The following is a 24,061-nucleotide window of genomic DNA, read 5'->3' as shown; positions in this document are numbered from 1 at the left end:
CCCGCTCCCACTCCGGTCAGCGGCCCTTAATCACCATGTCCCCCGGTGTTTCGCCCACGGCCTGCCAGTTGGGGCGGTACATCGACTCCACTTGCGGCGGCGGGACGCGGTAGGTGCCAGGGGTCACGGCACGGGCCAGGTACAGCAGGTGCGTGGTGCCGTAGCCATCCAGTTTCAACGCTGCCACATACCGATCATCCCGATATTCCTGGTGCTGCACGCTGGCGTTCTGCATCGACTCGCGCCATTGCTTGACCTGGGTGCTGGCGTTTTCAAGGCTAGCGGCGCTTTGGCCCAGATTCTGGTTTTCAAGTTCCAGGCCCGCTGGCAGCAAATCGACCACCAGCGCATCCGGCACCTGCTGCTTGGCCGTCACGGCCAGGTGCACCAGCACCAGATCACCACTTTTCAGGGCCTTGAGGTTCAACGGCTCCCCGTTCATGCCCAGGTAGTCACGGCGAATGCTCATGTTCTCGCCGCCCGCCGCCGGGGCTTGTTGTGGATAACCTGAAATCGTCAGTTGTTGATAAACCGGCGCACTGCCTTCGTTGCGCAAGGTCAGTGGCGAAGCGAGCAGCGGCCCGTCGAGCTTGAGGCCCGACTGGGCATTGTTCAGCTCGCGGGTCTGGTCGCCACTGGCAAACTGCACCGACCACTTGGCTTCAGGCTGGCTCAACAGATCGCGACCGGCAAGGAACAGCGCGTTGCGCTCCTGGGTCGACAGCCACTGGCTCGCCGCCAGTTGATCGGACAGGTCGAACACCCGTTGCTCGCGCTGGCCGGCCATCAAGTTGTTTTCTTCCAGCAAGGCCAGAATCAGAGCCTGATCCCGCAACGGGCTGCCGTAATCGCCCAGCCATTGATCGGCTTTACGGGTCACTGCCAGGCCCGCCACCAGCGCCTGATCAGCCCGTGGTTGGTCGCCCATCTTCTGCAAGGCAATCGACAACTGCACCAACGGCAGGCCGGAACGGGCATCGCTGCGTCGCTCGAAAATGCTGCGCAATGCACCCAGCGGTGCTTGCTGACTGCGGGCCAGGACCATCGCCGCATAGGCCTGTACGGCAAAGCGGGTGTGTTCGAGGTTTTCGCTGTAATCGGCCTCGATCAGGTTGCGTTCCTGCACATAGCGCAGCAAACGCTCGCTGGCCTTTTTAAGCGCTTCGGGCGGCACGGCATAGCCTTGATCCCGGGCACGCAGCAAGAAATCGGTGACATAGGCGCTGAGCCAATACTCCTCCTGACCGTCCGCGCCCCACAGGCCGAAGCTGCCGTTGTAACGCTGCATGCCCAGCAGGCGCTCGATACCCAACTCGATTTTGCGTTTGCGCTCGGTGTCCGGCTCGCCTTCCAGGCCCAGGCGTTTGAGCAGGGTCGCATCGGCATACAGCGCCGGGTAAAGACCGCTGGTGGTCTGCTCGGAGCAGCCGTAGGGGTAGGCTTTGAGCGCCCGGATCTGCTCGCCCAGGTTCAGCGGCGGGCGGCTCGACAGGCTGAGCAAGGCTTCACGCCCGGCCGGTTCAAAGGCTTGCAGCTCGCCCTCGGGCAGGCTCCAGGGCTGGTCGTTGAGTACGGCACGGTAATGCTTGAGCAATGCCGGATACGCCGGGCGCACGCCCAGCGTCCATTCGCGGGTGAACGGCGCCAGGGTTTCACCCGGCAGGTCCAGGCCATTGACCGTCACCTTGACCACACCGGTGCCATACCCGCCCAGCGCCTTGACCGGAACCTGCAAGGTACTGCGCTGGCCGGGGCTGAGTGTCAGGTTCTGTGTCGCGTCACCCGGCAGGCTCAGTTGCCCCTCGGTGTTGAGCTTCACGTGCAGCGTTTGCGGCGTGTCAGTGAGGTTGGACACGTCCAGCGCCAGCCGTGTCTCATCGCCACCGGCCAAAAAGCGCGGTGCCGCCAGTTCGGCCACCAAGGGCGCGGCGACTACGGTTTTGGCTTCGGCCATGCCGTAGCGATCATCGGTCCAGGCTTGAGCCATCAGGCGCAGCTCGCCATTGAAGTCAGGGATATCCACACTGACTTCACCTTCGCCCTGCTCGTTCAGGGTCACGGGTGCGCTTTGCAGTGCCACGATCGTCACACTGGTGGCAGGCCGCTTGCCGCCTTTGGCCAGCGCTGCATCGCCTCCGAACGCCAGGCTGGCCAAACGGCCTTGCCCGGTTTCGATCAATTGCCCGTAGATGTCCAGCTGATCCGCGCCATAGGCCTTGCGCCCAAACAGACTGGCAAATGGATCCGGAGTCGGGTAGTCGGTGATGTTGAGCACGCCCACATCCACGGCGGCCAGTAGCACATGGGCCTGTTTGGGGATGCTGCCATCGGCGTTCTTAGCGTGGATTTTCACCGTCAATGGCTGCTTGGGGCGCATTTTCTCAGGGGCATCGAGAGTGAGTGCCAACTTGCGCTGGCTGCGATCGATCGGCAAATGCAGCACGCCCACGGCACGCTTGGGAGTGATGTTGGTCTTGCGCTCACCCGGGCGAATCACCAGGGCGCTGATGTACAAGTCGTGCCGCGCCCAGCGTGGGTCAAGCTTGACGTCGAAGACCTTGCCCTCGGCAGGCACCTCGATTTCTTCCCACCACAACGGGCCGTCACTGCCTTCAACCAGCAAATAGCCTTTGCCTGCCGCTGGCGGCGTGACCGTTACCCTGGCCGTGTCGCCATCGGCATAGGCAGCCTTGTCCAGCGCCAGCTTGACCTGATCGGGGCGTACGGCGCCGCCTTCGGCGTTGTCCTGGGCGCGATAACCGGCCCAGAAGCGCAGGCTGCTGATCAAGCCGGTTTTCGGGTCTTCAACTTCAACGCGATACGGCCCCCACTCGACCGGGAAGCTGACCTTGGCGGTTTCGCCCGCCTTGAGGCTGAGGGTTTCTTCGTTGAGATTCAGAAACTTCTCGTTGTAGTGGTAGCTCCAGCCGTCGCTGTCCGAGTAGTTCCAGTAATAGTCACGGCGCTCGCGCACCAGGCGCACCATGAGGTCGTCGGCGGCCAGCTTGTTGCCCTGGCTGTCGGCAACCAGCAGCTCGAATTCAACCGGGCCATCACCGTCGGTTTCAGTGCCGTCAAACAGGCCGCGAATGCCCGGCAGACGATCCGCTGGCCACACCGCCTGCACCAGACGCCGGGTAATCGGCCGCCCGCCCGACTCTTGCAGACTGGCCTGCACAATCAGTTGCAACGGGGATTTGGCATCGCTCCACTGGCTTTCGAGGCTGATGGTTTCCTTGCCTTCGGCATCCAGAACGCTTTCGTCCAGTTCCAGGTCCTGAGTCAGCTCGGGTTCTGTCACCGATCCGAACTCATAGCCCGGCAAGGTGCTGACGGCCTCGCGCAATGGCCGCACATAGACTTGACCACTCAAGCGATTACCCGCCGCCGGAGCGCCATACAAGTAGCGGCCATTGACCTGGATTTCAGCGGTTTGCTCAGGGCTCAGCGGCGTATCGCTGCCCTTTAGTTCCAGCGCCAAACGCTCGGGCAGGAAGTCCTCGACCAAAAACTCGTACAGCTGCGGCTTGCCGTCACCGAAGTCGAACACCAGCTGCCAGCGCCCGGTCGGGGCTTCAGCGGCCAGTTGCAACGGGTACTGATACAACCCAGAAGCGTCCGGCGACCACACAAACTTGCGGCTGACCTGCTCGTCCGGACGACGGACTTCAACGCTGACCGGCTGCGGCTTGACCGGGTTGCCATCGCGGTCGCGCAACAAGGCATTGAGCAATACGGTTTCGCCGGGGCGATACAGGTCACGGGGGCCAAACACAAAGAACTGCAGCGGATGCCCCTGGGGGCCGCCAATATCGAATTCGGCCAGGTCCAGCGCCGCCGTATTCAGACGCAGCAAGCTGGTTTGATCGCCTTGGCGCGCAACCAGCACTTCGGCCTTGGGGGGCAGCGCCAGTTCGGCGTGACCGTCTTTACCGGTTTTACCCTGGCCCAGCATCCGGCCTTTACCGTCGAGCAATTCCAGCTCGACACCCGCCAGGGCGCTACCGCCTTCAAGGGCCTGGGTGAACACATCCAGACGCTTCTGATAGCGGTGTACCGAAAGGCCGATATCGCTGAGGGTGAACAAGGTGGCAGGGGTCGAATAGTTGTAGCTGCCCGTCGCCGTCATCACCGCCAGATACACGCCCGGCTGCTGCAAAGGCTTGATTCCGGACGTCGGCAAGATCAGGGTTTCACGGGTATTGCGCGCCGGGTTCAAGTCAAAACGGCCGCCGTACACCAGCTCGGCCATGCTCAGCAGATCCTTGGCTTCGTAGCTTTGCAGGCTGCTGTTGCGACCCCATTGACTGAGAAACGCTGGCAGGGACTCGGGTTTGACCCGAAAGAACTCAACATCCACCTTGTCGACGTTCAGCGCGATCACCGGCAAGCCTTCGGCCAGGCGGGTGGGCAGCAAGTTGCCACGGCTGGCAAAGCCGACTGTGGGTTGCAGGTCACGGGTTTCAAGGCGGCTGATGTACTCGGCGGCCAACGTGGCGTCGTTGACGGCACGCAGGCCGGGGTCAACGGTGAGGATCAGTTTGCGCTGTGGCTCAAGATGGCGCAGGCGCAGTTCCATCAGGTTATCCGACAACTCCCAGGCGCCATCGACCTTGCCGGTTTTGGCATCGACCAGGTGCAGCTTGTCTGCAAAATTCTGCTCAGGATGGAGCGGCACCGAAAAGCTCACGGACAAGGTGCTGGCTCCGTCCAGTTGCACCTCGGACACATCCACCACACTTAACTCACGCCCGGCGTAACGCTGGGCCAGGGCCTTGACGTCCTGCACCGGCTTGGCGGGCTGGCTCGCTGCAACGGTCGGCGCTGCAGGCTTGTCGACGCTCGAAGAATCGCAAGCGCTCAACAGCGCCAGCGTGCAGGCCAGGAACAATCCTTTGTTAAGCATGGTGTTCTCGTTAACTGGGCAGATAAAGGGCGACTATATAACAGCCGCTGGGGAACCACTGGCGCACTGGTCTGATTGTGGGAGCGGGCTTGCTCGCGATGGCATCACTGCGGCTGGCCTGACAAACCGCGCTGCCTGCAGCGCGAGCAAGCCCGCTCCCACAGGTTACAATCGCGCCCCCCAAAGGAGCCTGCATGTCATCTTCTCTATCAGCCGACTGGCGCGATCGCCCAACCCATCGCCGGGTATGGGCGCTGGCGGCGCCCATGATTCTGTCGAATATTTCCGTGCCCCTGGTGGCGCTGGTCGACAGCACGGTCATTGGCCATTTGCCTCACGCCCATCAGCTGGGCGCAGTGGCGGTGGGCGCCAGCATGTACATCTTCCTGGCCTGGATGATGGGCTTTTTGCGCATGGGCACCACCGGGTTCTCCGCGCAGGCCGCAGGGCGTGGCGATGGCACCGCACTGCGACAAATTCTGGTGCAGGGCTTGCTGCTCAGTGCGTTGCTGTCGATGCTGCTGGGGGCCATTGCGATTCCGTTCAGCGGGGTAGCCTTGAGCGTGATGCAACCGTCGTCCGAGCTGCACGCCCTGACCCTGGATTTTTTCCATATCCGCCTGTTTGGCTTGCCCGCTGCCCTGGCCAGTTATGCCTTGGTGGGCTGGTTCCTGGGGACGCAGAACGCCCGCGCGCCACTGGCGATCCTGCTGACCACCAATCTGGTCAATATCGCCCTTAACCTGTGGTTTGTACTCGGCCTGGACTGGGGCGTGGTCGGTTCGGCGCGGGCTTCGGTGATTGCCGAGTGGAGCGGCGCCCTCCTCGGTTTATGGCTGACCCGCGGCGCCCTGCGCACGTTTCCAGGCACCCTGGCATGGGCCGGGTTGCGCATCTGGAACAACTGGAAGCCGTTGCTGGGGGTCAATCGCGATATTTTTATCCGCAGCCTGATGCTGCAACTGGTGTTTTTCTCCATCACCCTGCAAGGCGCCCGCCTGGGTGACGCCACCGTGGCGGCCAATGCGCTGCTGCTCAATGGCCTGCTGCTCGCGGCCCACGCCCTGGACGGCCTGGCCCATGCTGTCGAGGCACTGTGCGGGCATGCTATCGGTGCACGGGATCGCAATGCGTTACGCCGTTCGATGGTGGTGGCCTGTGGCTGGTCGTTGCTGGCCAGCGTGGGGTTTGCGCTGTTGTTCATGTTCGGCGGCCATCTGTTTGTGCAAATGCAGACCGACATCCCTGCGGTGCGCGAAACCGCCTTCCAGTACCTGCCTTATCTGGCCGTGCTGCCACTGATTGCGGTGTGGAGCTATTTGCTCGACGGGCTGTTCATTGGCGCCACCCGCGCCCGGGAAATGCGTGATGCAATGGTCATCAGCGTGATTATCGCGCTCCCTGTCGCCTGGGCACTGCACGGTTATGGCAACCACGGGCTGTGGATAAGTTTTCTGCTGTTTATGGTGCTGCGCAGCCTGACCCTGGCGGTTTATGCGTGGCGCATGCAGCGCCGGGACGAGTGGTTTACGCCCAAGGCTGCAACCTGACCCCGCAACCTGCGCCTACGGGGTTGCGGTGACAAACTCGCTGACGTTGTCCAGCACCGGTGCCAGCCAGCGCAGCGGCCGTGAAAGCGCCGCCACCAGCGTCACGTGACTGGTGCGCGAAAAGTACAGCTCCTGCACCGGCACCTGCGCCCCGCGCAGTGCATTGGCCAGGCCGCCTGTGTTTCGGGTCGGGTTGACCAGCGTATCCGTCGCGGCCGCCATCAATAACGTCGGCGGCGACGCGTGGCTGACATGACGAATCGGCTGCGACTCGGGCGGTGAGTCCGGGTAGAAAAATACCGGCCTGACGGCCTCATCCTTGATCGGCAAAAAGTCGTATGGCCCAGCCAGACCAATCCAGCCGCGGACATTGGCCGGGCTCAGGCCTACGGCCTTCAACCATTGCGCATCGAGGGCCAGCATCGCGACGTTGTAGGCCCCGGCGCTGTGGCCCATCAAGTACAGACGCTGGGGATTGCCGCCGTACTCGCCAATGTGCCGATACGTCCAGCCCACCGCCTGCGCACCGTCCACCAGAAACTCCGGATATCGCACCTGTGGATAAAGCCGGTAATCGGCAATCACCGTGGTGATCCCCCGGGAAGCCAGCGCTTCGCCCACAAACAGATAGTCACTGCGCGAGCCGCTGTTCCAGCTGCCGCCATAGAAGAACACCACCACCGGCGCGCCGGGTGCAGGCTGCCTGGGGCGATAGATATCGAGGGTTTGCCGTGGGTCTGCGCCGTAGGCAATGTCGCTGGTTTTTTCGAAGCTGCCGGTGGGCGTCAGGCCGTTGATGACCCCCACCGGTGAGCAGGCGCTGAGCAGCCAGCCCATCAGTCCCGCACAGGCCAGCCCGATGACGCGCTTGAAGGTATTGGACATGCCTGCGACCTCTGGGCAAAAAAAAACGCTGACCCCTGCAATGCACAGGTCAGCGTAGTTCAGTCAACGAGGACTATGTCGGGCAATCAGTGGCTCGACAGGTACGACGAACGGGTCAGGCCAAGACGCAGCGCGTCCAGATACTGGGTACGCTCCTTGACGCTGATGTTGGCGCTGGCCACTTTGTCGCGGTAGTGGTTCATCAGCTCTTCGGGGGACAAGTGCACGTAGCGCAGCATGTCTTCGATGGTGTCGTGGGTCTCGATACCGGCGTGATAAACGCTGCCGTCTTCGTTCTGGTAGATGTTCACCGAATCGGTGTCACCAAACAGGTTGTGCATGTCACCCAGGATTTCCTGGTAAGCGCCCACCAGGAAGATACCCAGCAGGTAGTCTTCGCCTTCGTTCAGCCCGTGAACCGGCAGGCTGGTTTCGATGCTCTGCTCGTCGACGTATTGCTTGATCTTGCCGTCGGAGTCGCAGGTCAGGTCTTGCAGCACGGCGCGACGCAGCGGCTCTTCGTTGAGACGGTGCAGCGGCAGGATCGGCAGTACCTGGCCAATCGCCCAGGTGTCCGGCAGGCTCTGGAACACCGAGAAGTTGCAGATGTACTTGTCGGCCAGCTTGTCGTTGAGTTCGTCCAGCACCTGACGGTGGGAACGCTGACGCGCTTTGAGCGAGTTGTGCAGGCGACGGCATACGGCGAAGTAGCACTGCTCGGCCAGGGCTTTTTCAGCCAGATTGATTTTGCCGTCGGCGTACTGGGCAGCGATGTCGCTCATGTAGTGCGTGGCACGCCAGTAGGTTTCGGTGACCATTTCAATGTCGGTCGGGCCCAGCAGGTCAACCAGCCATTGCACGGTTTCGGGCAGGCTTTCCTTGTTCTCGATCACCGGCACGTCGTCGTTGTGTTTCTCGACGTCGGTCACTTGCACCACCAGCATGGCGTGGTGCGCGGTCAGGGAACGGCCGCTCTCGGAGAAGATGTGCGGATGCGGCAGGCTCTGCGCGTCGCAGAACTCTTTGAGCATGCCCACTACCACACCGGCGTAATCGTCCATGTCGTAGTTGATCGAGCTGGCGTTGCGCGAGTGCGTACCGTCGTAGTCCACGCCCAGACCGCCGCCCACGTCGATGTGGTCAACCGGCAGGCCCAGGTTGCGCAGTTCGCCGTAGTAACGAATCGCTTCCTTGAAGCCGTGCTGGTAGTCCGCCAGGTTGGCGATCTGCGAGCCCATATGGAAGTGCAACAGGCGGATGCCCTGATCCAGACCGGCCACACGGAAACGCTCAACCACCGACAGCAATTGCGCGGCAGACAAACCAAACTTGGATTTCTCGCCGCCCGTGTCAGCCCACTTGCTCGATGCCAGGGACGACAGACGTACGCGCAGACCCACCTGAGGCTTGACCTTCAGCGAGGCCGCTTCTTCGATCACCAGGTCTACTTCGGATTCTTTCTCGATCACGATAAAGACGTTGTGGCCCAGCTTCTGGCCCATCAGTGCCAGACGGATGAACTCGCGGTCCTTGTAACCGTTGCAGACGATGGTGCCGCCCTTGGGGGCCAGCGCCAGCACGGCCAGCAGCTCAGGCTTGGAGCCGGCTTCAAGGCCAATGGACACGTCTTTGGTGGCGATGATGTTTTCGATCACCGCTTCTTGCTGGTTTACCTTGATCGGGTACAGCGCGGTGTACTTGCTCTGGTATTCCAGGCGCTCGATATTGGCATCGAAAGCGCCGGTCAACTGGCGTACACGGTCTTGCAGGATATCCGGGAACCGCACCAGCAACGGCAAGGACAAGCCACTGTTTTTGCGCAATTCGTCGACCTGCTCGTACAGATCGATGGGCGAGCTGTTCGGGCCGTTCGGACGGACTTCTACGCGACCGGCTTCATTGATCGCGAAATACCCGGCCCCCCAATGGCGAATCCCATAAACGCTGCGGCTGTCCGCAACTGTCCATTGGCTGCCATCGTCTTTGCGTGTGCGTCGTACGGACATCGAAGTCCCCTATAAATAAGTCAAATAGCCCAGCCTGAAAGCAGGCTGGCGCAGTCTAAAGTGTGAACGTGACGATTAGTCAGACCCTGACAACAGCGCCGAGTTTAGAAACCCGTGATAACAGGCTCTGTGAAAACCATGGCAAGCACGATCTGGCCAGCCCTTCAGAGGCGCCAGATCGGCTGTGCGGTGGTTTTCACAGAGGCTGCTAGCCGCCGGATTTCTTGGCTTTGAACCCGTGCTTGATCAACTCGCCAAGCAACAGCTCGACGTGATCGCCCTGGATTTCGATGATGCCGTCTTTCAACGCACCACCCGTGCCACAGCGTTTTTTCAACGTCGTGGCCAGTTCCTTGAGCGCGTCTTCAGCCAGCGGCACGCCGGTGATGGTGGTCACCGTCTTGCCGCCACGGCCTTTGCTTTCGCGACGCACGCGGGCAATGCCATCACCTTCGGGGATCAGGGTTTGTTTGCAGGTACAGGCGTCCACCGGCTGGCGACAGTCCGGACAGTGACGACCTGCGTCGGTGGAAAATACCAGGCCACCAAGGGCGGCGAAGGATGCGGCTTTTTTGGCCACCGGCAATCCTCATTCGGAGGACAAATAATTGGCCGGTGCATGACGCTGTTGCGCCAAGGGATACCGACCGCGAAGCCCCACTCTGGCAGGGGCAGCGCAACTCAGGCGGGAAAACCGCCTGAGCCTGAAAAAGGTCGCGCAGTGTAACGACAAAATCGCTGCTGCCCAATAGCCAATCGGCGCAAAAATCTTGGTGGACCCTGTAGTCGCTGCCGCAGGCTGCGTTGAGGGTTGTGGGGACCTTGAGAAAACGGGTTGCTACGCAACCCTTCGCAGCCTGCGGCAGCGACTACAGGGTTTTGACTTGCGCCAGATAACGCTTGAGCGCATCCAGTGAGTCAGGGCAGTAGTCCAGGTGCGTACTCAAGCGCAGTGCCTCGTCCACCGGCATGAAGCAGGCCTGCTGAACTTCTTCGGGCTGCACCTGCAAGGGGCCATCCCACACCGCCGAAAACACCGCGCACCACAGGTGGTTCTGCGGGCCTTCGAAGTAAAACCGCTCATGGGCCGTCAGCGCCACGCCACTGACCCCAAGCTCCTCGGCCAGTTCCCGGGCAGCCGACTCGGCGTAGGTTTCGTCCACCCCCACCATTCCACCTGCCGCCACATCCCAAAAACCCGGGTACAGCGCTTTGCTGAGGGTGCGCTGATGCACGCACAGTTCCCCGGCAGAATTGAATAAAAGGATGAACGTACCGCGCCCGATCAGGCCGCGCTCGCGCAACTCATGGCGCGCCAGGGCGCCCAGCAAGCGATCATCACGATCGACCCAGGCAACTTGCTCGACATCAGAGGCCGCACGGTGTGCGGCCTCCAAAGCTGAAATAGCCATCGCTTAGCCTTGGGACAGCAATTGACGAAGGTCCATGACCGCCGCGTTGGCGCGGGAAATATAGTTGGCCATGACCAGCGAGTGGTTAGCCAGGACGCCATAGCCGCTGCCATTGAGGATCATGGGGCTCCAGACCGGTTCTTGAGCCGCTTCCAGCTCGCGAATGATCTGGCGCACGCTCACCGTGGCGTTCTTTTTGGCCAGCACGTCGGCGAAGTCAACCTCGATGGCACGCAGCAAGTGCGACAAGGCCCAGGCTTGACCACGCGCTTCGTAGAACACGTTGTCGATCTGCATCCACGGCGTTTCGACCACTTCTTCGTCAACCACCGGCACCTGGCCCGGCTGCAGAGATTCGGTCTTCAGTGCGCTATTGAGCTTTACCCGCCCGACACTGGCCGACAGGCGTTGCGACAGCGAACCCAGACGGGTCCCTACATCACCCAGCCAGTTGTTGAGGTTATCGGCGCGTGCATAGAACAGTGCATTTTTCTGATTCGGATCAGACAGACGCGCCTGATAGCGGCTCAGGGAGTTGATGCCTTCCTGGTATTCGGATTCGCTGGACGGCAGCATCCAGCTCTTGTTGTCAAAGTTGAAGCGCGGCTCAGCCTTGGCCAGATCCGCATCTTCGGCCGATTGCGATTGCGAGCGTGCGAAGTCTTTGCGCAGGGCGCGGGTCAGGTCCCGTACCTGCACCAGAACGCCGTATTCCCAGCTCGGGATATTGTCCAAAAAGATGCCCGGTGGAAGACGGTCATTGGACAGATACCCGCCCGGCTTGTTGAGCAACGTACCGGCCACGGTCTTGAGGGTTTCGACGGTGGTGAAGCCCGGCACCATCTGTTTGCCTTCTTTCTCGGCCGCCAGCTGGGCGTTTTGCTGCACAGGGAACAGGTCCGGTTCCTGGCTCCAGTACCAGCCAAGCCCCAGGTTCACCACCACGAAAATCGCCACCAGCACGGCGATGGAGCGGCTCAGCAGAATGCTTTTGAAATAGCCACGCGACTGTGTTTTGGTCTCTTTTACCGACTCGCGGGCACTGCCCTCACGTTTTTTCCAGTCCAGCATGGCTATGTCCTTTCATCTGCTTGATTCAACGGTTCGACCATAACCCTAACCCATCGTGCCTTGGGTGCACGCTTTTAAATCGGGGCCGGGCTTCCTGCCGTATCGCAGGGGCCATTTACGCCCGGCACTATAGAACAAGCACGCGGGCGATGGGCAAAATGGCTACCCACCCGTTAATTTCAAGTAGAAACTCGTACATTTGAAACGAGCTGCTAGCATAGAGCCACTATTTCATTTCAGCATGCTCACTTACCAGCAGCCAGGATATGACAGAGCTAGAAGACCCCAGTCGCGAACGCCTGAAACACCACTTTGCCCAGCGTGTCACCCACCAGGCACGCCAGATCCTTGAGCTCTGGCAGCGTTTACAAGCTAATGAATGGTCACCCGCAAGCCTGGCCGAACTCGACGACGCCAACCTGCGCCTGCTGCGTTTTGCCAAGCGTTTTGAACAGCCGGAGCACACCGAGCTGGCTCGGGCGATCAACGTTGCGCTGCAAGACATGGCAGCCAATCAAAGTCGCCTGAGCAGCCAGCTCATCACCGAGCTCAACCGTTTGATGCAGCGCCTGTCGCGCACCGGCCTGCGCCAGGGCGACGTGGACGCCAACATCCGCCTGCCGCCGCTGCGCAAGCCTGTGTATATCTTGCTGCAGGACCTGGAGCGGGCGGACCGCCTGGCCAGGCAACTGGAGTTTTTTGAACTCAGCGTCCAGGCCTTCAGCAACCCGATGAGCTTTCGCCACGCCATGGCCGAGCGCCATCCGGCCGCAATTGTGATGGACGTTGATTTCGGCGGTCCGGGCCTTGGCCTGGAACTGGCCGCCGAAGCCCAGGTCGGCCTTGAGCAGAAACTGCCGCTGCTGTTTTTCAGCCTGCATGAAACCGACACCCCGACGCGCCTGGCCGCCGTGCGCGCAGGAGGGCAAGCGTTCATGACCGGCACACTCGAAGCGTCCAGCCTGATGGAAAAGGTCGAAGTGCTGACCTGTGTCGCTCAGTACGAGCCTTACAAAGTGCTGATCATTGACGACTCCCGGGCACAGACGTTGCTTACCGAGCGCCTGCTCAACAGCGCGGGAATTGTCACCCGCACCCTGACCGATCCGATCCAGACCATGGCCCAGCTTGCAGACTTCCAGCCGGACCTGATCATCCTCGACATGTACATGCCCAGCTGTACGGGCACCGAGCTGGCCAAGGTCATCCGCCACAACGATCGCTATGTGAGTGTGCCGATCATTTATCTGTCAGCCGAAGACGACATGGACAAGCAACTCGACGCCATGAGCGAAGGCGGCGATGACTTCCTGACCAAACCCATCCAGCCGCGCCATCTGATCACCACCGTACGCAATCGGGCCGCCCGTGCCCGCCACCTCAAGGCGCGCATGGTGCGGGACAGCCTGACCGGGCTGTATAACCACACCCATATCCTTCAACTGCTCGAAGACTGCACCTTTCGCGCGCGCCGTGAAAATCGTCCATTGAGCTTTGCGATGCTCGACCTGGACCACTTCAAACACGTCAACGATGGCTACGGCCACCCAATGGGCGATCGGGTGATCAAAAGCCTGGCGTTGTTTCTCAAGCAACGCCTGCGTAAAACCGACTTTATTGGCCGATACGGCGGCGAAGAGTTTGCGATTGTGATGCCCGATACGGACCAAGAGTCGGCTTACAAGGTGCTCAATCAGATTCGCCAACGTTTTTCGGAGATTCACTACCCCGCCCAGCCGACCGATCTGTCGTGCTCGTTCAGCGCCGGCGTGGTGCAAATGCAGGACGAGGCTGACAGCCTGCTGATGGCCTCACAGGCAGACGAAGCCCTTTACCGGGCCAAGAACAGCGGCCGCAATCAGGTGCAGCGCTTCACCCAGACAAGGCCAATTGCCACTATTTGCTCGTAACCCCAGTTTTCCGTCATACCGCTGTAACTTAAGTGCAATAACTTCTGCCGCTTCTGACTGTGTTGTAGGCAAAATCCCACATGCGCCTGAAGCTGCTAACCAATCTCAACACACTGTTGCTGGTCGCCGTGTGCCTCGCCCTGGGCGCAACCTTGTGGTGGTCACAACAGGCACTGGAACGGCCCTTCCTGTTGATGGAACGCTACCTGAGCCTCTCGCAGCAGTTCCAGAATAAGGTGGCACGCAATATCGAGGACTACCTGGCCAGCGGCGATGCCCTGCGCCTGAGCGATGCCAACAGCGCCCTCGACACGCTCAAGGACGAACTCAAGCCATTACCTGTGGCGCTGGCCGATGCGCTGCGCCCCAGCCTTGAAGACCTGAGCACCTACAGCAATACCCAATTGCTGGCTGCCGGCAAATTGGCCGGTGATCCCCAGGCCTTGCTGCTGCAAGCCGAACGCGAGCTGGGCGCCAGCCTCGAACAACTCAGCCAGTACGCCAGCGATGCCGCCTCACCCGAGGCCCGCGCCTACCTGCCCTGGTTGCTTGGCGCCTCGCAACACTTGGCCAAGCTGTCTCTTGCTCGCGACAAGCTGGTCAGTAGCGGGCGCAGTGAGCTGGCGGGCGACGTGGCGCGTGAGCTGGACGGCATTGAGCGCCAGGTCCGGCAAATCGACGCCTTGCCCCTGCTGGGGGTCAGCAGCAAAAGCGCTTCGGACACCGACGACTTTGCCGCGATGATGGGCCTGGAATCCACCGCCACAGCCCAGGCCGAAGACGCCGGAATTGGCCTCAAGCGCGAACTCAACAGCCTGCTGAGCCGCTACCCGGCGGAGCTCAAGCGCACCCGGAACCAGATAGAACAACGCGCTCAACTCAGCGCCGCCACCCACCTGAAACTCGATGCAGTGCAGCAGGCCATCGCCGGGCTGGAGCCGGTGGTACGCGCCGAACACGGGCAGATCCAGAACGAAGTGCGGTTGATTCAGGGACTGATGATTGGCCTGATCCTGCTGATTGCGCTGCTGATCGACACCCTGCAACGCAAACTGGCGCGGGTGCTGACGTATTTGGCACCGCTGCTTTCGACATGGGCCGAGGGTGACTTCAGCCGCGACATTCAGCTGGGCAAAACCAACCGGGAATTGCGCGACATCGAATCATCACTCAACCGGCTGCGCAGCTATCTGGTGAATCTGGTGGGCACCCTGCGCCTGAATGCCGAGCAGGTTGCCGGCAGCAGCCAGACCCTGGCCGAACTGAGCACGGGCCTGCACAGCGGCGCACAACGCCAGGCAGGTGATACCACGCAAATCCGCGACGCACTGGGTGAGCTGGAGGCCACCATTTCTCAGGTGGCTGGCGATGCCAGCCAGGCCGCCGACGCCAGTCGCAGCGCGGGGCTGGCCGTGGCACAAGGGCAACGTGTGATCGGCCAGAGCCTGACCGGGCTGCACGCCCTGGTGGGAGAAGTGCAAGGCAATGCGCAGACCATCGAACGTCTTGCAGAAGAATCGGCCACCATCGGCGGGGTCCTGACCGTGATTCGCTCCATTGCGGACCAGACCAATCTGCTGGCGCTCAATGCCGCCATCGAGGCTGCCCGCGCCGGTGAAATGGGCCGTGGCTTTGCGGTGGTCGCCGAAGAGGTGCGTTCCCTGGCGCAACGTACTGCGGGTGCGACCAACGAAATACAGGTACTCATTGGCGGGCTGCAACTGGCCGCCCGCCAATCGGTCGAGGGCATCCGTGCGCAAGTGACCCACGCCCAGGCCACCGCCCAGCAAGCCCAGGACGCGGACGGTGCCCTGGATGAGATTGTCGGGGCGATTGCAACCATCTCAGACACCGCCGTGCGCATTGCCGACGTCACGGCACAACAAACGGGCGCCGTCAGCGAGATTCGCGATCACAGCGAGCGCATTCACGTGCTGGGGGACGAAAACCTGCAACGCATCGGCATTGCCCGCGACCAGAGCCAGCAGCTACTGACGTTGGGGTCAGAACTCAACACCGCGGTGCAGGCGTTTCGGGTGTAACCCGCGCCCCTTGTGGGAGCGGGCTTGCTCGCGATGCAGACGACTCGGTCTACCTCCATGACTACGGTGATGCAATCGCGAGCAAGCCCGCTCCCACACACATACCCATGCACCGCGCTATCATGCCCGCACGTTCGACTTGCGAGATTCCTATGCGCCGCCTGTTTCTGCTTCTGTGTTTGCTGTTTGCCGTGCCCGCCCTGGGCGCGGGGTTACTGGATAACCGACCCAGTGCGACCCTGGGTGCAATCAATAACAGCAGCGACTTCTTGCCGGTTCGCGAAGCGTTCAAGCTCAACCTGATCAGCAGTACACCCGAGTCGATAAAGCTGCGCTTTGTACCCACCGAAGGCTACTACCTGTATCGGCACAAGTTCGCCTTCAAGACCGAACCTGCCGACATCGCCCTGGGCGCCGCGCAACTGCCTCCCGGCGAAGCAAAACACGACGAATACTTTGGCAACGTCGAGGTCTATCACGGCATTCTCGATGTGGATATCCCGCGCCCGGCCAACGATTCGCGCCCTTTCACCCTCGTGGTCACCTACCAGGGCTGCGCCGACAAGGGCCTGTGCTACCCGCCTGAAACCGAGCGACTGACCATCGAGGGCACCGCCCCCCCTGCCACCGGCCAACCCGAAAAATCGTGGAACTGGCGCGAACTGGCTCTGTTTTTCCTCGCAGGTATTGGCCTGACGTTCACCCCCTGCGTCTTGCCGATGCTGCCGATTCTGTCCGGCGTGGTATTGCGGGGCCAGGTCGGCGGCTTGCGCGGTTTCAGCCTGTCACTGGCCTACGTGCTGCCGATGGCTGCGTGCTTTGCCTTGCTGGGCGCCCTGATGGGCCTGTTCGGGGCTCAGCTCAATCTGCAGGCACGCCTGCAATCGGTGTGGGTACTGGTGCCATTTGCCCTGTTTTTCGGGGTTTTTGCCCTCGCGATGTTTGGCGTGTTTGAGCTGAAATTGCCGCAAGCCATCAGCAATCGCCTCGATCGCGTGGCCAATCGCACTCAGGGTGGTTCGCTGTGGGGAGCCGCCGTGCTGGGCGTGGTCTCCAGCCTGCTGGTGTCACCTTGCGTGTCGGCTCCGCTGGCCGGGGCCTTGCTCTATATCAGTGCCAGTGGCGATGCGCTGGGGGGTGGCTTGAAGCTGTTCGCCCTCGGTCTGGGCATGGGTGCGCCGCTGCTGCTGGTCGCCACCGGTGGCGCGGCCTGGCTGCCGAAAAGCGGGCCTTGGCTGGTCAATGTGAAAAACGCCATTGGCGTGCTGCTGCTCGGCCTGGCCATTGGCTTGCTCAGCCGCGTATTGCCGGGGCCCGTGACCTTGCTTCTGATCGGTGCGCTGGCGGCGGGCGTGAGCGTGTTTCTCGGCACCCTGGAATTTACCGCTAAAGCCCCGCGCCAGCGTCTGGCCCAGTTACTCGGGCTGTTTTTGCTGGTCTATGGACTGGCCTGCTGGTACGGCGCACTGAGCGGTCAAAGTGATCCGTTCAACCCCATCGGCCAGTCGCAACCCGCAAACACGGCAGTGACCGCCAGCGCCCAACCGGCCGACCAGTGGCTGACCGTCAGCACCCCGGCCGAGCTGGATAGCGCACTGGCTCAGGCCAAGGCCGCTGGTCAGCCACTGTTGCTGGACTGGTACGCCGACTGGTGCATCAGTTGCAAAGTGATCGAGCACGAAGTGTTGAACAACCCCCGCGTGGTCGATCTGCTCAAAGGTTATCGGCTGGTGCGTTTCGATATCACTGCCAGCAATGCCGAGCAACGTGCCCTGCTCGATCACTACTCATTGTTCGGCCCGCCAGCGCTGATGTTCTTCGGAAAAAACGGCGCCGAAAAAAGTGACCAGCGGGTCATCGGCGAGATCAATGCCGCAGACTTCGCCGAACGTGTCGCTATCGCGAATGACCAGATCTAGAGCACCGGTCACAAACTTTTCGCGAACATCGGTCATCGTGCTGGCTATTGCAGTTAACTGGACAGCGAATCCGCTTTTCGGCATAGTCGCCCGGCACTGACAACTGCACATAGATAATAAGGAACAGCAGATGGCGACTTTTCTGGTACTGCACGGCCCCAACCTGAACCTGCTTGGCACCCGCGAGCCGGGCGTCTACGGCGCAACTACCCTGGCGCAAATCAATCAGGATCTGGAACAGAGAGCCCGTGATGCCGGCCACCATTTGCTCTACCTGCAAAGCAATGCCGAGTATGAATTGATCGACCGCGTACACGCTGCCCGCAACGAAGGCGTGGACTTTATTCTGATCAACCCGGCGGCTTTTACCCACACCAGCGTGGCATTACGTGACGCGCTGCTGGCGGTGAGCATCCCATTCATCGAAGTGCATTTGTCTAACGTGCACAAACGCGAACCTTTCCGCCATCACTCCTACTTCTCCGACGTTGCGGTAGGTGTGATCTGCGGCCTTGGCGCCAGCGGTTATCGACTGGCCTTGGAGGCCGCCCTGGAACAGCTTGAACTACAAGCTAAACGCCCCTGACAGACCCATTGGGAGTTGACGATTCATGGATATCCGTAAAGTTAAGAAGCTGATCGAACTGCTGGAAGAGTCCGGCATCGACGAGCTGGAAATTAAAGAAGGCGAAGAGTCCGTACGCATCAGCCGTCACAGCAAGACTCCAGCTCAGCAGTTCTACGCACCGGCACCAATGCAACAAGCTCCAGCCGCGGCTCCCGTTGCTGTTGCTCCGGTTGCCACCGTGACCGAAGCGCCTGCTGCACCAAAACTGAACGGTTTTGTGGTCAAGTCGCCAATGGTCGGTACGTTCTACCGCACCCCGGCTCCAACCTCGCCTGCCTTCGTTGAAGTTGGCCAGACCGTCAAGGTTGGCGACACCATTTGCATCGTTGAAGCGATGAAAATGATGAACCACATCACGGCTGAAAAAGCCGGCGTTATCGAATCCATCCTGGTCGAAAACGGTCAGCCGGTTGAGTTCGACCAACCGCTGTTCACCATCGTTTGAACCGCGGGGAGCCAACGATGCTGAAGCCTCAGAAGCTGGAAAAAGTCCTGATCGCCAACCGTGGCGAGATTGCTTTGCGCATCCTGCGGGCGTGCAAGGAAATGGGGATCAAGACCGTCGCGGTGTACTCCACTGCCGACAAAGAGCTGATGCACCTGGGTCTGGCAGACGAAACCGTCTGCATCGGCCCGGCACCGGCCAACCTGTCTTACCTGCACATTCCGGCCATCATCGCGGCCGCTGAAGTGACCGGCGCCACGGCGATTCACCCGGGCTACGGCTTTTTGGCTGAAAACGCCGATTTCGCCGAGCAAGTCGAGAAATCCGGCTTTGCCTTCATCGGCCCGAAAGCCGACACCATTCGCCTGATGGGCGACAAGGTTTCGGCCAAGCACGCCATGATCGCTGCAGGCGTACCTACGGTTCCAGGTTCTGACGGCCCGCTGCCTGAAGACGAAGAAACCGCACTGCGCATCGGCCGTGAAGTCGGCTACCCGGTGATCATCAAGGCAGCAGGCGGCGGCGGTGGCCGTGGCATGCGCGTTGTACACCGTGAAGAAGACCTGATCGAAGCTGCCAAGCAGACCCGCGAAGAAGCCGGCGCCTGGTTCAGCAACCCGATGGTCTACCTCGAAAAATACCTGACCAACCCACGTCACGTGGAAGTTCAGGTCATTTCCGATGGCCAGGGTAACGCGATCCACCTGGGCGACCGCGATTGCTCGCTGCAACGTCGTCACCAGAAAGTGCTGGAAGAAGCACCGGCACCGGGCATCGACGAAACCGCACGCGCTGAAGTTCTGGCTCGCTGCGTAAAAGCCTGTGTCGACATCAACTACCGTGGCGCGGGTACTTTCGAGTTCCTGTACGAAAACGGTCGCTTCTACTTCATCGAGATGAACACTCGTGTGCAAGTAGAGCACCCGGTGTCTGAAATGGTTACTGGCATCGACATCCTGAAAGAGATGTTGAGCATCGCAGCCGGTAACAAGCTGTCCTTCACCCAGGCTGACGTGAACATTCACGGTCACTCGCTGGAGTGCCGGATCAACGCTGAAGACCCTGCGACGTTCATGCCGAGCCCTGGCATGGTCAAGCACTTCCACGCTCCGGGCGGCAACGGCGTTCGCGTCGATTCGCACCTGTACAGCGGCTACAAGGTTCCGTCCAACTACGACTCCCTGATCGGCAAGCTGATCACCTGGGGGTCGACCCGTGACGAAGCCATGGCGCGCATGCGCAATGCCCTGGACGAAATCGTGGTCGACGGTATCAAGACCAACATCCCGCTGCACCGCGACCTGGTGAATGACGAAGGCTTCTGCAAAGGCGGCGTCAACATTCACTACCTGGAACACAAACTGGCTAACCAGTAAGTTTGTCATCCGATCAACAAAGCCGCTTTCGAGCGGCTTTGTTGTTTCTGAGTTTGCAATACCTGTAGTCGCTGACGAGGTACGAGGCTGCGATGGGGTGCGCAGCCGTGATCGCTTTTCATCGTTTTTGATTACCCCCCTGCCTGCCCGCTCGCGTAAACTTGCGCGCTTCTCGCAGCCCGACCGGCTGCACACTCCTATTTTTCAAAGGTGCCCGCCATGCCTTGGCTGCAAGTACGCCTCGCCATCAGCCCGGAACAAGCCGAAACCTACGAAGACGCGTTCCTCGAAGTCGGTGCCGTTTCTGTGACGTTCATGGACGCCGAAGATCAACCGATTTTCGAACCTGAACTCAACACTACCCCCCTGTGGTCGCACACCCATTTGCTGGCATTGTTCGAAGGCGGCACCGAAGCCGACCTCGTGCTGTCCCATCTGGAACTGCTCACCGGCTCGCCACTGCCTGAACACCACGCCGAAGTCATCGAAGACCAGGACTGGGAGCGCAGCTGGATGGACAACTTCCATCCGATGCGCTTCGGCCAGCGCCTGTGGATCGTGCCAAGCTGGCACGCAGCCCCGGAACCTGATGCGGTCAACCTGCTGCTCGATCCGGGCCTGGCGTTCGGCACCGGCACCCACCCGACCACCGCACTGTGCCTGGAATGGCTCGACGGCCAGGATTTGAAAGACTGCAACGTGCTGGACTTCGGCTGCGGCTCGGGGATTCTGGCCATTGCCGCCCTGCTGCTGGGCGCCAGGGAAGCCATCGGCACCGATATCGACGTGCAGGCGCTGGAAGCCTCCCGCGATAACGCCGGGCGCAACAATGTCGCCGAAGCACTGTTCCCGTTGTACCTGCCTGAAGACCTGCCACAGGTTCAGGCCGACGTGGTGGTTGCCAACATCCTGGCAGGCCCGCTGGTATCCCTCGCACCGCAATTGTCGAGCCTGGTCAAGCCGGGTGGCCGCCTGGCACTGTCGGGCATCCTCGCCGAACAGGGCGAAGAAGTGGCTGCGGCGTACGCCAAGGACTTCGATCTGGATCCGATTGCCAATCGCGATGGCTGGGTGCGCATCAGTGGCCGTCGGCGCTAGAATGCACGCCTGCTCAATCCGGATGGCCGCATGAACGATAGCTTCGTTACCCAGTGCCCACATTGCCAAACCAGCTTTCGCGTGCGCCACGCCCAATTGGGCATGGCTCGCGGAGTGGTGCGCTGCGGCGCCTGCCTGCAAGTGTTCAATGCCGCACAGCAACTGCTGAACCAGAGCACTGAAACAGAGCAGCCGCCCGCCGTGGTGACTCCTGCCGTTGCCGCGCCCGAAGTAATCGAGCCGACACCCGTCCAGGCCCCTGCCACACCTGTGCCGGCCAGCCCGGCACCGTGGCAGGCCAACGCGATGGACCTCGACCATCTGGATCTGGACGAAGAGCTGGCCAAGCTCGAAGAGCGTGAAATACAGCCCAGCAAAAGCTTCGGCCAGCCCCACACGCCCAAAAGCAGCTCACTGAGTGCTCGTCGCGAAAGCAATGACGCTGAAGAAAACGAATGGTCTGACAGCCTGTTCAGTGAATCTGCAGCCGACCGCGCCGAGACGGCCAAGGATGCCGAAAAAGCCGTAGAGCTCTCCAAGACAGGGCGTACCGAACCGTCAGTGTCATTGGACCTCGACGAACCGGACGACACACCGCCGCTCCAGCTTTCGCTGGACGACGACCTTGAGCCGCCGCTGCCGGGCGAGCGCCTGTCGGCGACCGATGACGATGACGACGAGCTCCCTGAACCTGCGCCGGTCAGCAAAGACAAGCGCAAGCGCAGCGAGCCAGCCATGCGCGAAGATCCGTTGATGGATCTGGTCGACGATCCGCTGCACCTGGACTGGCAGAAGCGCCGTACCCCCTGGGGCAAGCGCCTGCTCTGGACCTTGCTGGTATTGCTGGCCGCGGCGGCATTGGCCGGGCAGTACATTGCCAACCACTTCGACGAGCTGGCACGCCAGGATCAATACCGTCCGATCTTCCAGCAACTGTGTCCGCAGATCGGCTGCACGGTGCCGTCCAAAGTCGATATCGACCGCATCAAAAGCAGCAATCTGGTGGTGCGCAGCCATCCCGAGTTCACCGGAGCGCTGGTGGTGGATGCCATCCTCTACAACCGCGCACCGTTCTCCCAGCCCTTCCCGTTACTGGAACTGCGTTTTGCCGACCTCAACGGCAAAATGATTGCCAGTCGTCGGTTTAAACCCGGCGAATACCTGACCGGGGATTTGTCAAAAGCCGAAATGCCCCCGCAAACCCCCATCCATATTGCGCTGGACATCCTCGACCCGGGTCCCAAGGCCGTGAACTACAGCCTGAGTTTTCACTCGCCCGAATAACCGCGCTACGCTTTGAGTGACAAACCGCAAGCGGCAAGTGCCGGGCTCTTAGCCCCCCACTTGCCGCTTGCGGTTTGTGTCTTGCGGCTAATTGTTCAAAATTCATCCAATTGCGTCTTTAACCAGTCATCGAGAGCGGGTATCATGCCAACCCTTTTTCGAACTCCCAAGATCCGGCCCCACAACAGGGAAGTCCTATGTCGGCGGTACGCATCGGCCCATATACATTGCACAACGGTTTGATTCTCGCCCCTATGGCGGGTGTCACCGACCAGCCCTTTCGTCAGCTTTGTCGACGGATGGGTGCAGGCCTGGTTGTTTCGGAAATGGTCACCAGTGACATGAGTCTCTGGAACAGCCGCAAATCGCGCCTGCGCATGATTCACGACGGTGATCCCGAGCCACGCTCGGTACAGATCGCCGGCGGTGACGCGCAAATGCTGGCAGACGCCGCCAGGGCCAATGTGGAACTGGGCGCACAGATAATTGACATCAACATGGGTTGCCCGGCAAAAAAGGTCTGCAACAAGGCCGCCGGCTCCGCGTTGCTAAAAGATGAAGCACTGGTAAACGAGATCCTGCAGGCCGTCGTGGCTGCGGTTGATGTGCCGGTTACCCTGAAGATCCGTACCGGCTGGGACCGGGACAACAAGAACGGCATTACGGTGGCAAAGATCGCCGAACAGGCCGGCATTACCGCTCTGGCGGTGCACGGCAGAACCCGTGCCGACCTGTACACCGGCGAAGCCGAGTACGACACCATTGCCGCGATCAAGCAGGCGGTGTCGATACCGGTCTTTGCCAACGGCGACATTGATTCACCCCACAAGGCCCTGCACGTGTTGAACGCGACCGGGGCTGACGGACTATTGATAGGCAGGGCGGCTCAAGGGCGGCCCTGGATTTTCCGCGAAATTGATCACTTTCTGCGCACCGGGCAACTGATGCCGGCACCGCAGTTGAGTGAAGTGGAACGTATTCTGCTGGAGCACCTGACTGCATTGCATACCTTCTATGGGGAGGTGCTGGGCGTACGCATTGCCCGCAAGCATGTCGGCTGGTATCTGGCAACCTTGCCGGGCGCCAAGGAGTTTCGCGCCCACTTCAATCGTTTAGAAGATACGGAAGCACAATGCGCCAACGTTCAGGCGTTTTTCGCCGAACGACACAAGAGCCTGGTAACAGGGGACGAAGGATGGGTGGCCGCATGACGATGATGACCGAGACATTAGTGAGTGGAACAACGCCCGTGAGCGACAACGTCAACTTGAAACAGCACCTCAATACACCGAGCGAAGAAGGCCAGACCCTTCGCGGGAGTGTCGAAAAGGCGCTGCACAATTATTTCGCCCACCTGGAGGGCGCTGAAGTCACGGACGTCTACAACCTGGTACTTTCCGAAGTCGAGGCTCCCCTTCTCGAGTGCGTCATGAACTACGTCAAGGGCAACCAGACCAAGGCCTCCGAGCTGCTGGGCCTCAATCGCGGCACCTTGCGCAAAAAGCTCAAACAGTACGATCTGCTGTAAG

General features: G+C 60.9%; 17 protein-coding genes. 11 read left to right on the top strand and 6 right to left on the bottom strand.

All coding sequences use genetic code 11. The annotated features are described in order from the left end of the window. Window positions 1–16 precede the first annotated feature (16 nt). Window positions 17–4,906, bottom strand: a complete 4,890-nt coding sequence (locus tag KO536_RS20615; RefSeq protein ID WP_219262810.1) for an alpha-2-macroglobulin — start codon at window positions 4,904–4,906, stop codon at window positions 17–19. A 194-nt stretch (window positions 4,907–5,100) separates the two neighbouring features. Here KO536_RS20615 and KO536_RS20610 point away from each other — a divergent pair, with 194 nt between their 5' ends. After that, the gene (locus KO536_RS20610; protein ID WP_219262809.1) at window positions 5,101–6,456 is read left to right on the top strand and encodes an MATE family efflux transporter; all 1,356 of its coding nucleotides are present in this window, start codon (window positions 5,101–5,103) and stop codon (window positions 6,454–6,456) included. Window positions 6,457–6,471: 15 nt separating this feature from the next. On the opposite strand, the gene KO536_RS20605 is transcribed toward KO536_RS20610, so the two are convergent. From KO536_RS20605 to KO536_RS20585, 5 genes are all read right to left on the bottom strand, one after another. Further along, window positions 6,472–7,341, bottom strand: coding sequence for an alpha/beta hydrolase (locus KO536_RS20605; protein WP_219262808.1), 870 nt, complete (start codon window positions 7,339–7,341; stop codon window positions 6,472–6,474). Window positions 7,342–7,427: 86 nt separating this feature from the next. Beyond that, window positions 7,428–9,347 carry an arginine decarboxylase gene (speA, locus tag KO536_RS20600; protein WP_133078778.1) on the bottom strand — a complete coding sequence of 640 codons (1,920 nt, stop codon included), beginning with the start codon at window positions 9,345–9,347 and terminating at the stop codon, window positions 7,428–7,430. Window positions 9,348–9,555: 208 nt separating this feature from the next. Beyond that, on the bottom strand, window positions 9,556–9,927 hold the full coding sequence (locus KO536_RS20595; RefSeq protein WP_019825846.1) for a translation initiation factor Sui1: 372 nt from the start codon (window positions 9,925–9,927) through the stop codon (window positions 9,556–9,558). Between the two features lie 289 nt (window positions 9,928–10,216). Next, window positions 10,217–10,759, bottom strand: coding sequence for an NUDIX hydrolase (locus tag KO536_RS20590; protein ID WP_133078777.1), 543 nt, complete (start codon window positions 10,757–10,759; stop codon window positions 10,217–10,219). A 3-nt stretch (window positions 10,760–10,762) separates the two neighbouring features. Then, window positions 10,763–11,830 carry a DUF2333 family protein gene (locus tag KO536_RS20585; RefSeq protein WP_133078776.1) on the bottom strand — a complete coding sequence of 356 codons (1,068 nt, stop codon included), beginning with the start codon at window positions 11,828–11,830 and terminating at the stop codon, window positions 10,763–10,765. Between the two features lie 266 nt (window positions 11,831–12,096). On the opposite strand from KO536_RS20585, the gene KO536_RS20580 reads away from it, so the two are divergent. The 10 genes from KO536_RS20580 to fis all read left to right on the top strand — a co-directional run bounded on the left by KO536_RS20580 (window position 12,097) and on the right by fis (window position 24,060). After that, window positions 12,097–13,740, top strand: coding sequence for a PleD family two-component system response regulator (locus tag KO536_RS20580; RefSeq protein WP_219262807.1), 1,644 nt, complete (start codon window positions 12,097–12,099; stop codon window positions 13,738–13,740). An 80-nt stretch (window positions 13,741–13,820) separates the two neighbouring features. Then, the gene (locus tag KO536_RS20575) at window positions 13,821–15,782 is read left to right on the top strand and encodes a methyl-accepting chemotaxis protein (protein ID WP_219262806.1); all 1,962 of its coding nucleotides are present in this window, start codon (window positions 13,821–13,823) and stop codon (window positions 15,780–15,782) included. A 152-nt stretch (window positions 15,783–15,934) separates the two neighbouring features. Further along, the gene (locus KO536_RS20570) at window positions 15,935–17,701 is read left to right on the top strand and encodes a protein-disulfide reductase DsbD (RefSeq protein WP_133078773.1); all 1,767 of its coding nucleotides are present in this window, start codon (window positions 15,935–15,937) and stop codon (window positions 17,699–17,701) included. A gap of 130 nt (window positions 17,702–17,831) precedes the next feature. Further along, window positions 17,832–18,287, top strand: a complete 456-nt coding sequence (gene aroQ, locus KO536_RS20565; protein WP_048360251.1) for a type II 3-dehydroquinate dehydratase — start codon at window positions 17,832–17,834, stop codon at window positions 18,285–18,287. A gap of 25 nt (window positions 18,288–18,312) precedes the next feature. After that, window positions 18,313–18,774 carry an acetyl-CoA carboxylase biotin carboxyl carrier protein gene (gene accB, locus KO536_RS20560; protein WP_019826877.1) on the top strand — a complete coding sequence of 154 codons (462 nt, stop codon included), beginning with the start codon at window positions 18,313–18,315 and terminating at the stop codon, window positions 18,772–18,774. A 17-nt stretch (window positions 18,775–18,791) separates the two neighbouring features. Next, complete coding sequence (accC, locus tag KO536_RS20555) at window positions 18,792–20,150, top strand: acetyl-CoA carboxylase biotin carboxylase subunit (protein ID WP_133078772.1); 1,359 nt, start codon at window positions 18,792–18,794, stop codon at window positions 20,148–20,150. Window positions 20,151–20,369: 219 nt separating this feature from the next. Further along, a complete protein-coding gene (gene prmA, locus KO536_RS20550) occupies window positions 20,370–21,248 on the top strand; it encodes a 50S ribosomal protein L11 methyltransferase (RefSeq protein WP_133078771.1) in 879 nt (292 codons plus the stop codon). 30 nt (window positions 21,249–21,278) lie between these two features. Further along, entirely contained in the window at window positions 21,279–22,532 is a 1,254-nt protein-coding gene (locus KO536_RS20545; RefSeq protein WP_219262805.1) for a DUF3426 domain-containing protein, read from the top strand. 197 nt (window positions 22,533–22,729) lie between these two features. Continuing rightward, window positions 22,730–23,743 carry a tRNA dihydrouridine synthase DusB gene (gene dusB / locus KO536_RS20540; RefSeq protein ID WP_133078769.1) on the top strand — a complete coding sequence of 338 codons (1,014 nt, stop codon included), beginning with the start codon at window positions 22,730–22,732 and terminating at the stop codon, window positions 23,741–23,743. Beyond that, window positions 23,740–24,060 (top strand): DNA-binding transcriptional regulator Fis, encoded by a 321-nt coding sequence (fis, locus tag KO536_RS20535; protein ID WP_003439210.1) that lies wholly within the window; start codon window positions 23,740–23,742, stop codon window positions 24,058–24,060. Before dusB ends, fis begins: the two co-directional genes overlap by 4 nt. The last annotated feature ends 1 nt before the right edge of the window (window position 24,061 follow it).

Origin of the sequence: Pseudomonas sp. NKUCC02_KPG (genome assembly GCF_019345465.1) — a bacterium.
Lineage (GTDB): Bacteria > Pseudomonadota > Gammaproteobacteria > Pseudomonadales > Pseudomonadaceae > Aquipseudomonas.
Note: the sequence above shows the minus strand (reverse complement) of the source record. Positions and strands in the feature narration are given on the sequence as shown.

Coding starts and splice junctions, on each gene's coding strand:
- KO536_RS20580 (WP_219262807.1), top strand. CDS start 12,097: ATGACAGAGCTAGAAGACCCCAGTCGCGAACGCCTGAAACACCACTTT.
- KO536_RS20545 (WP_219262805.1), top strand. CDS start 21,279: ATGAACGATAGCTTCGTTACCCAGTGCCCACATTGCCAAACCAGCTTT.
- fis (WP_003439210.1), top strand. CDS start 23,740: ATGACGATGATGACCGAGACATTAGTGAGTGGAACAACGCCCGTGAGC.
- KO536_RS20575 (WP_219262806.1), top strand. CDS start 13,821: ATGCGCCTGAAGCTGCTAACCAATCTCAACACACTGTTGCTGGTCGCC.
- KO536_RS20615 (WP_219262810.1), bottom strand. CDS start 4,906: ATGCTTAACAAAGGATTGTTCCTGGCCTGCACGCTGGCGCTGTTGAGC.
- KO536_RS20570 (WP_133078773.1), top strand. CDS start 15,935: ATGCGCCGCCTGTTTCTGCTTCTGTGTTTGCTGTTTGCCGTGCCCGCC.
- prmA (WP_133078771.1), top strand. CDS start 20,370: ATGCCTTGGCTGCAAGTACGCCTCGCCATCAGCCCGGAACAAGCCGAA.
- aroQ (WP_048360251.1), top strand. CDS start 17,832: ATGGCGACTTTTCTGGTACTGCACGGCCCCAACCTGAACCTGCTTGGC.
- KO536_RS20590 (WP_133078777.1), bottom strand. CDS start 10,759: ATGGCTATTTCAGCTTTGGAGGCCGCACACCGTGCGGCCTCTGATGTC.
- speA (WP_133078778.1), bottom strand. CDS start 9,347: ATGTCCGTACGACGCACACGCAAAGACGATGGCAGCCAATGGACAGTT.
- KO536_RS20585 (WP_133078776.1), bottom strand. CDS start 11,830: ATGCTGGACTGGAAAAAACGTGAGGGCAGTGCCCGCGAGTCGGTAAAA.
- accB (WP_019826877.1), top strand. CDS start 18,313: ATGGATATCCGTAAAGTTAAGAAGCTGATCGAACTGCTGGAAGAGTCC.
- KO536_RS20610 (WP_219262809.1), top strand. CDS start 5,101: ATGTCATCTTCTCTATCAGCCGACTGGCGCGATCGCCCAACCCATCGC.
- KO536_RS20605 (WP_219262808.1), bottom strand. CDS start 7,341: ATGTCCAATACCTTCAAGCGCGTCATCGGGCTGGCCTGTGCGGGACTG.
- dusB (WP_133078769.1), top strand. CDS start 22,730: ATGTCGGCGGTACGCATCGGCCCATATACATTGCACAACGGTTTGATT.
- accC (WP_133078772.1), top strand. CDS start 18,792: ATGCTGAAGCCTCAGAAGCTGGAAAAAGTCCTGATCGCCAACCGTGGC.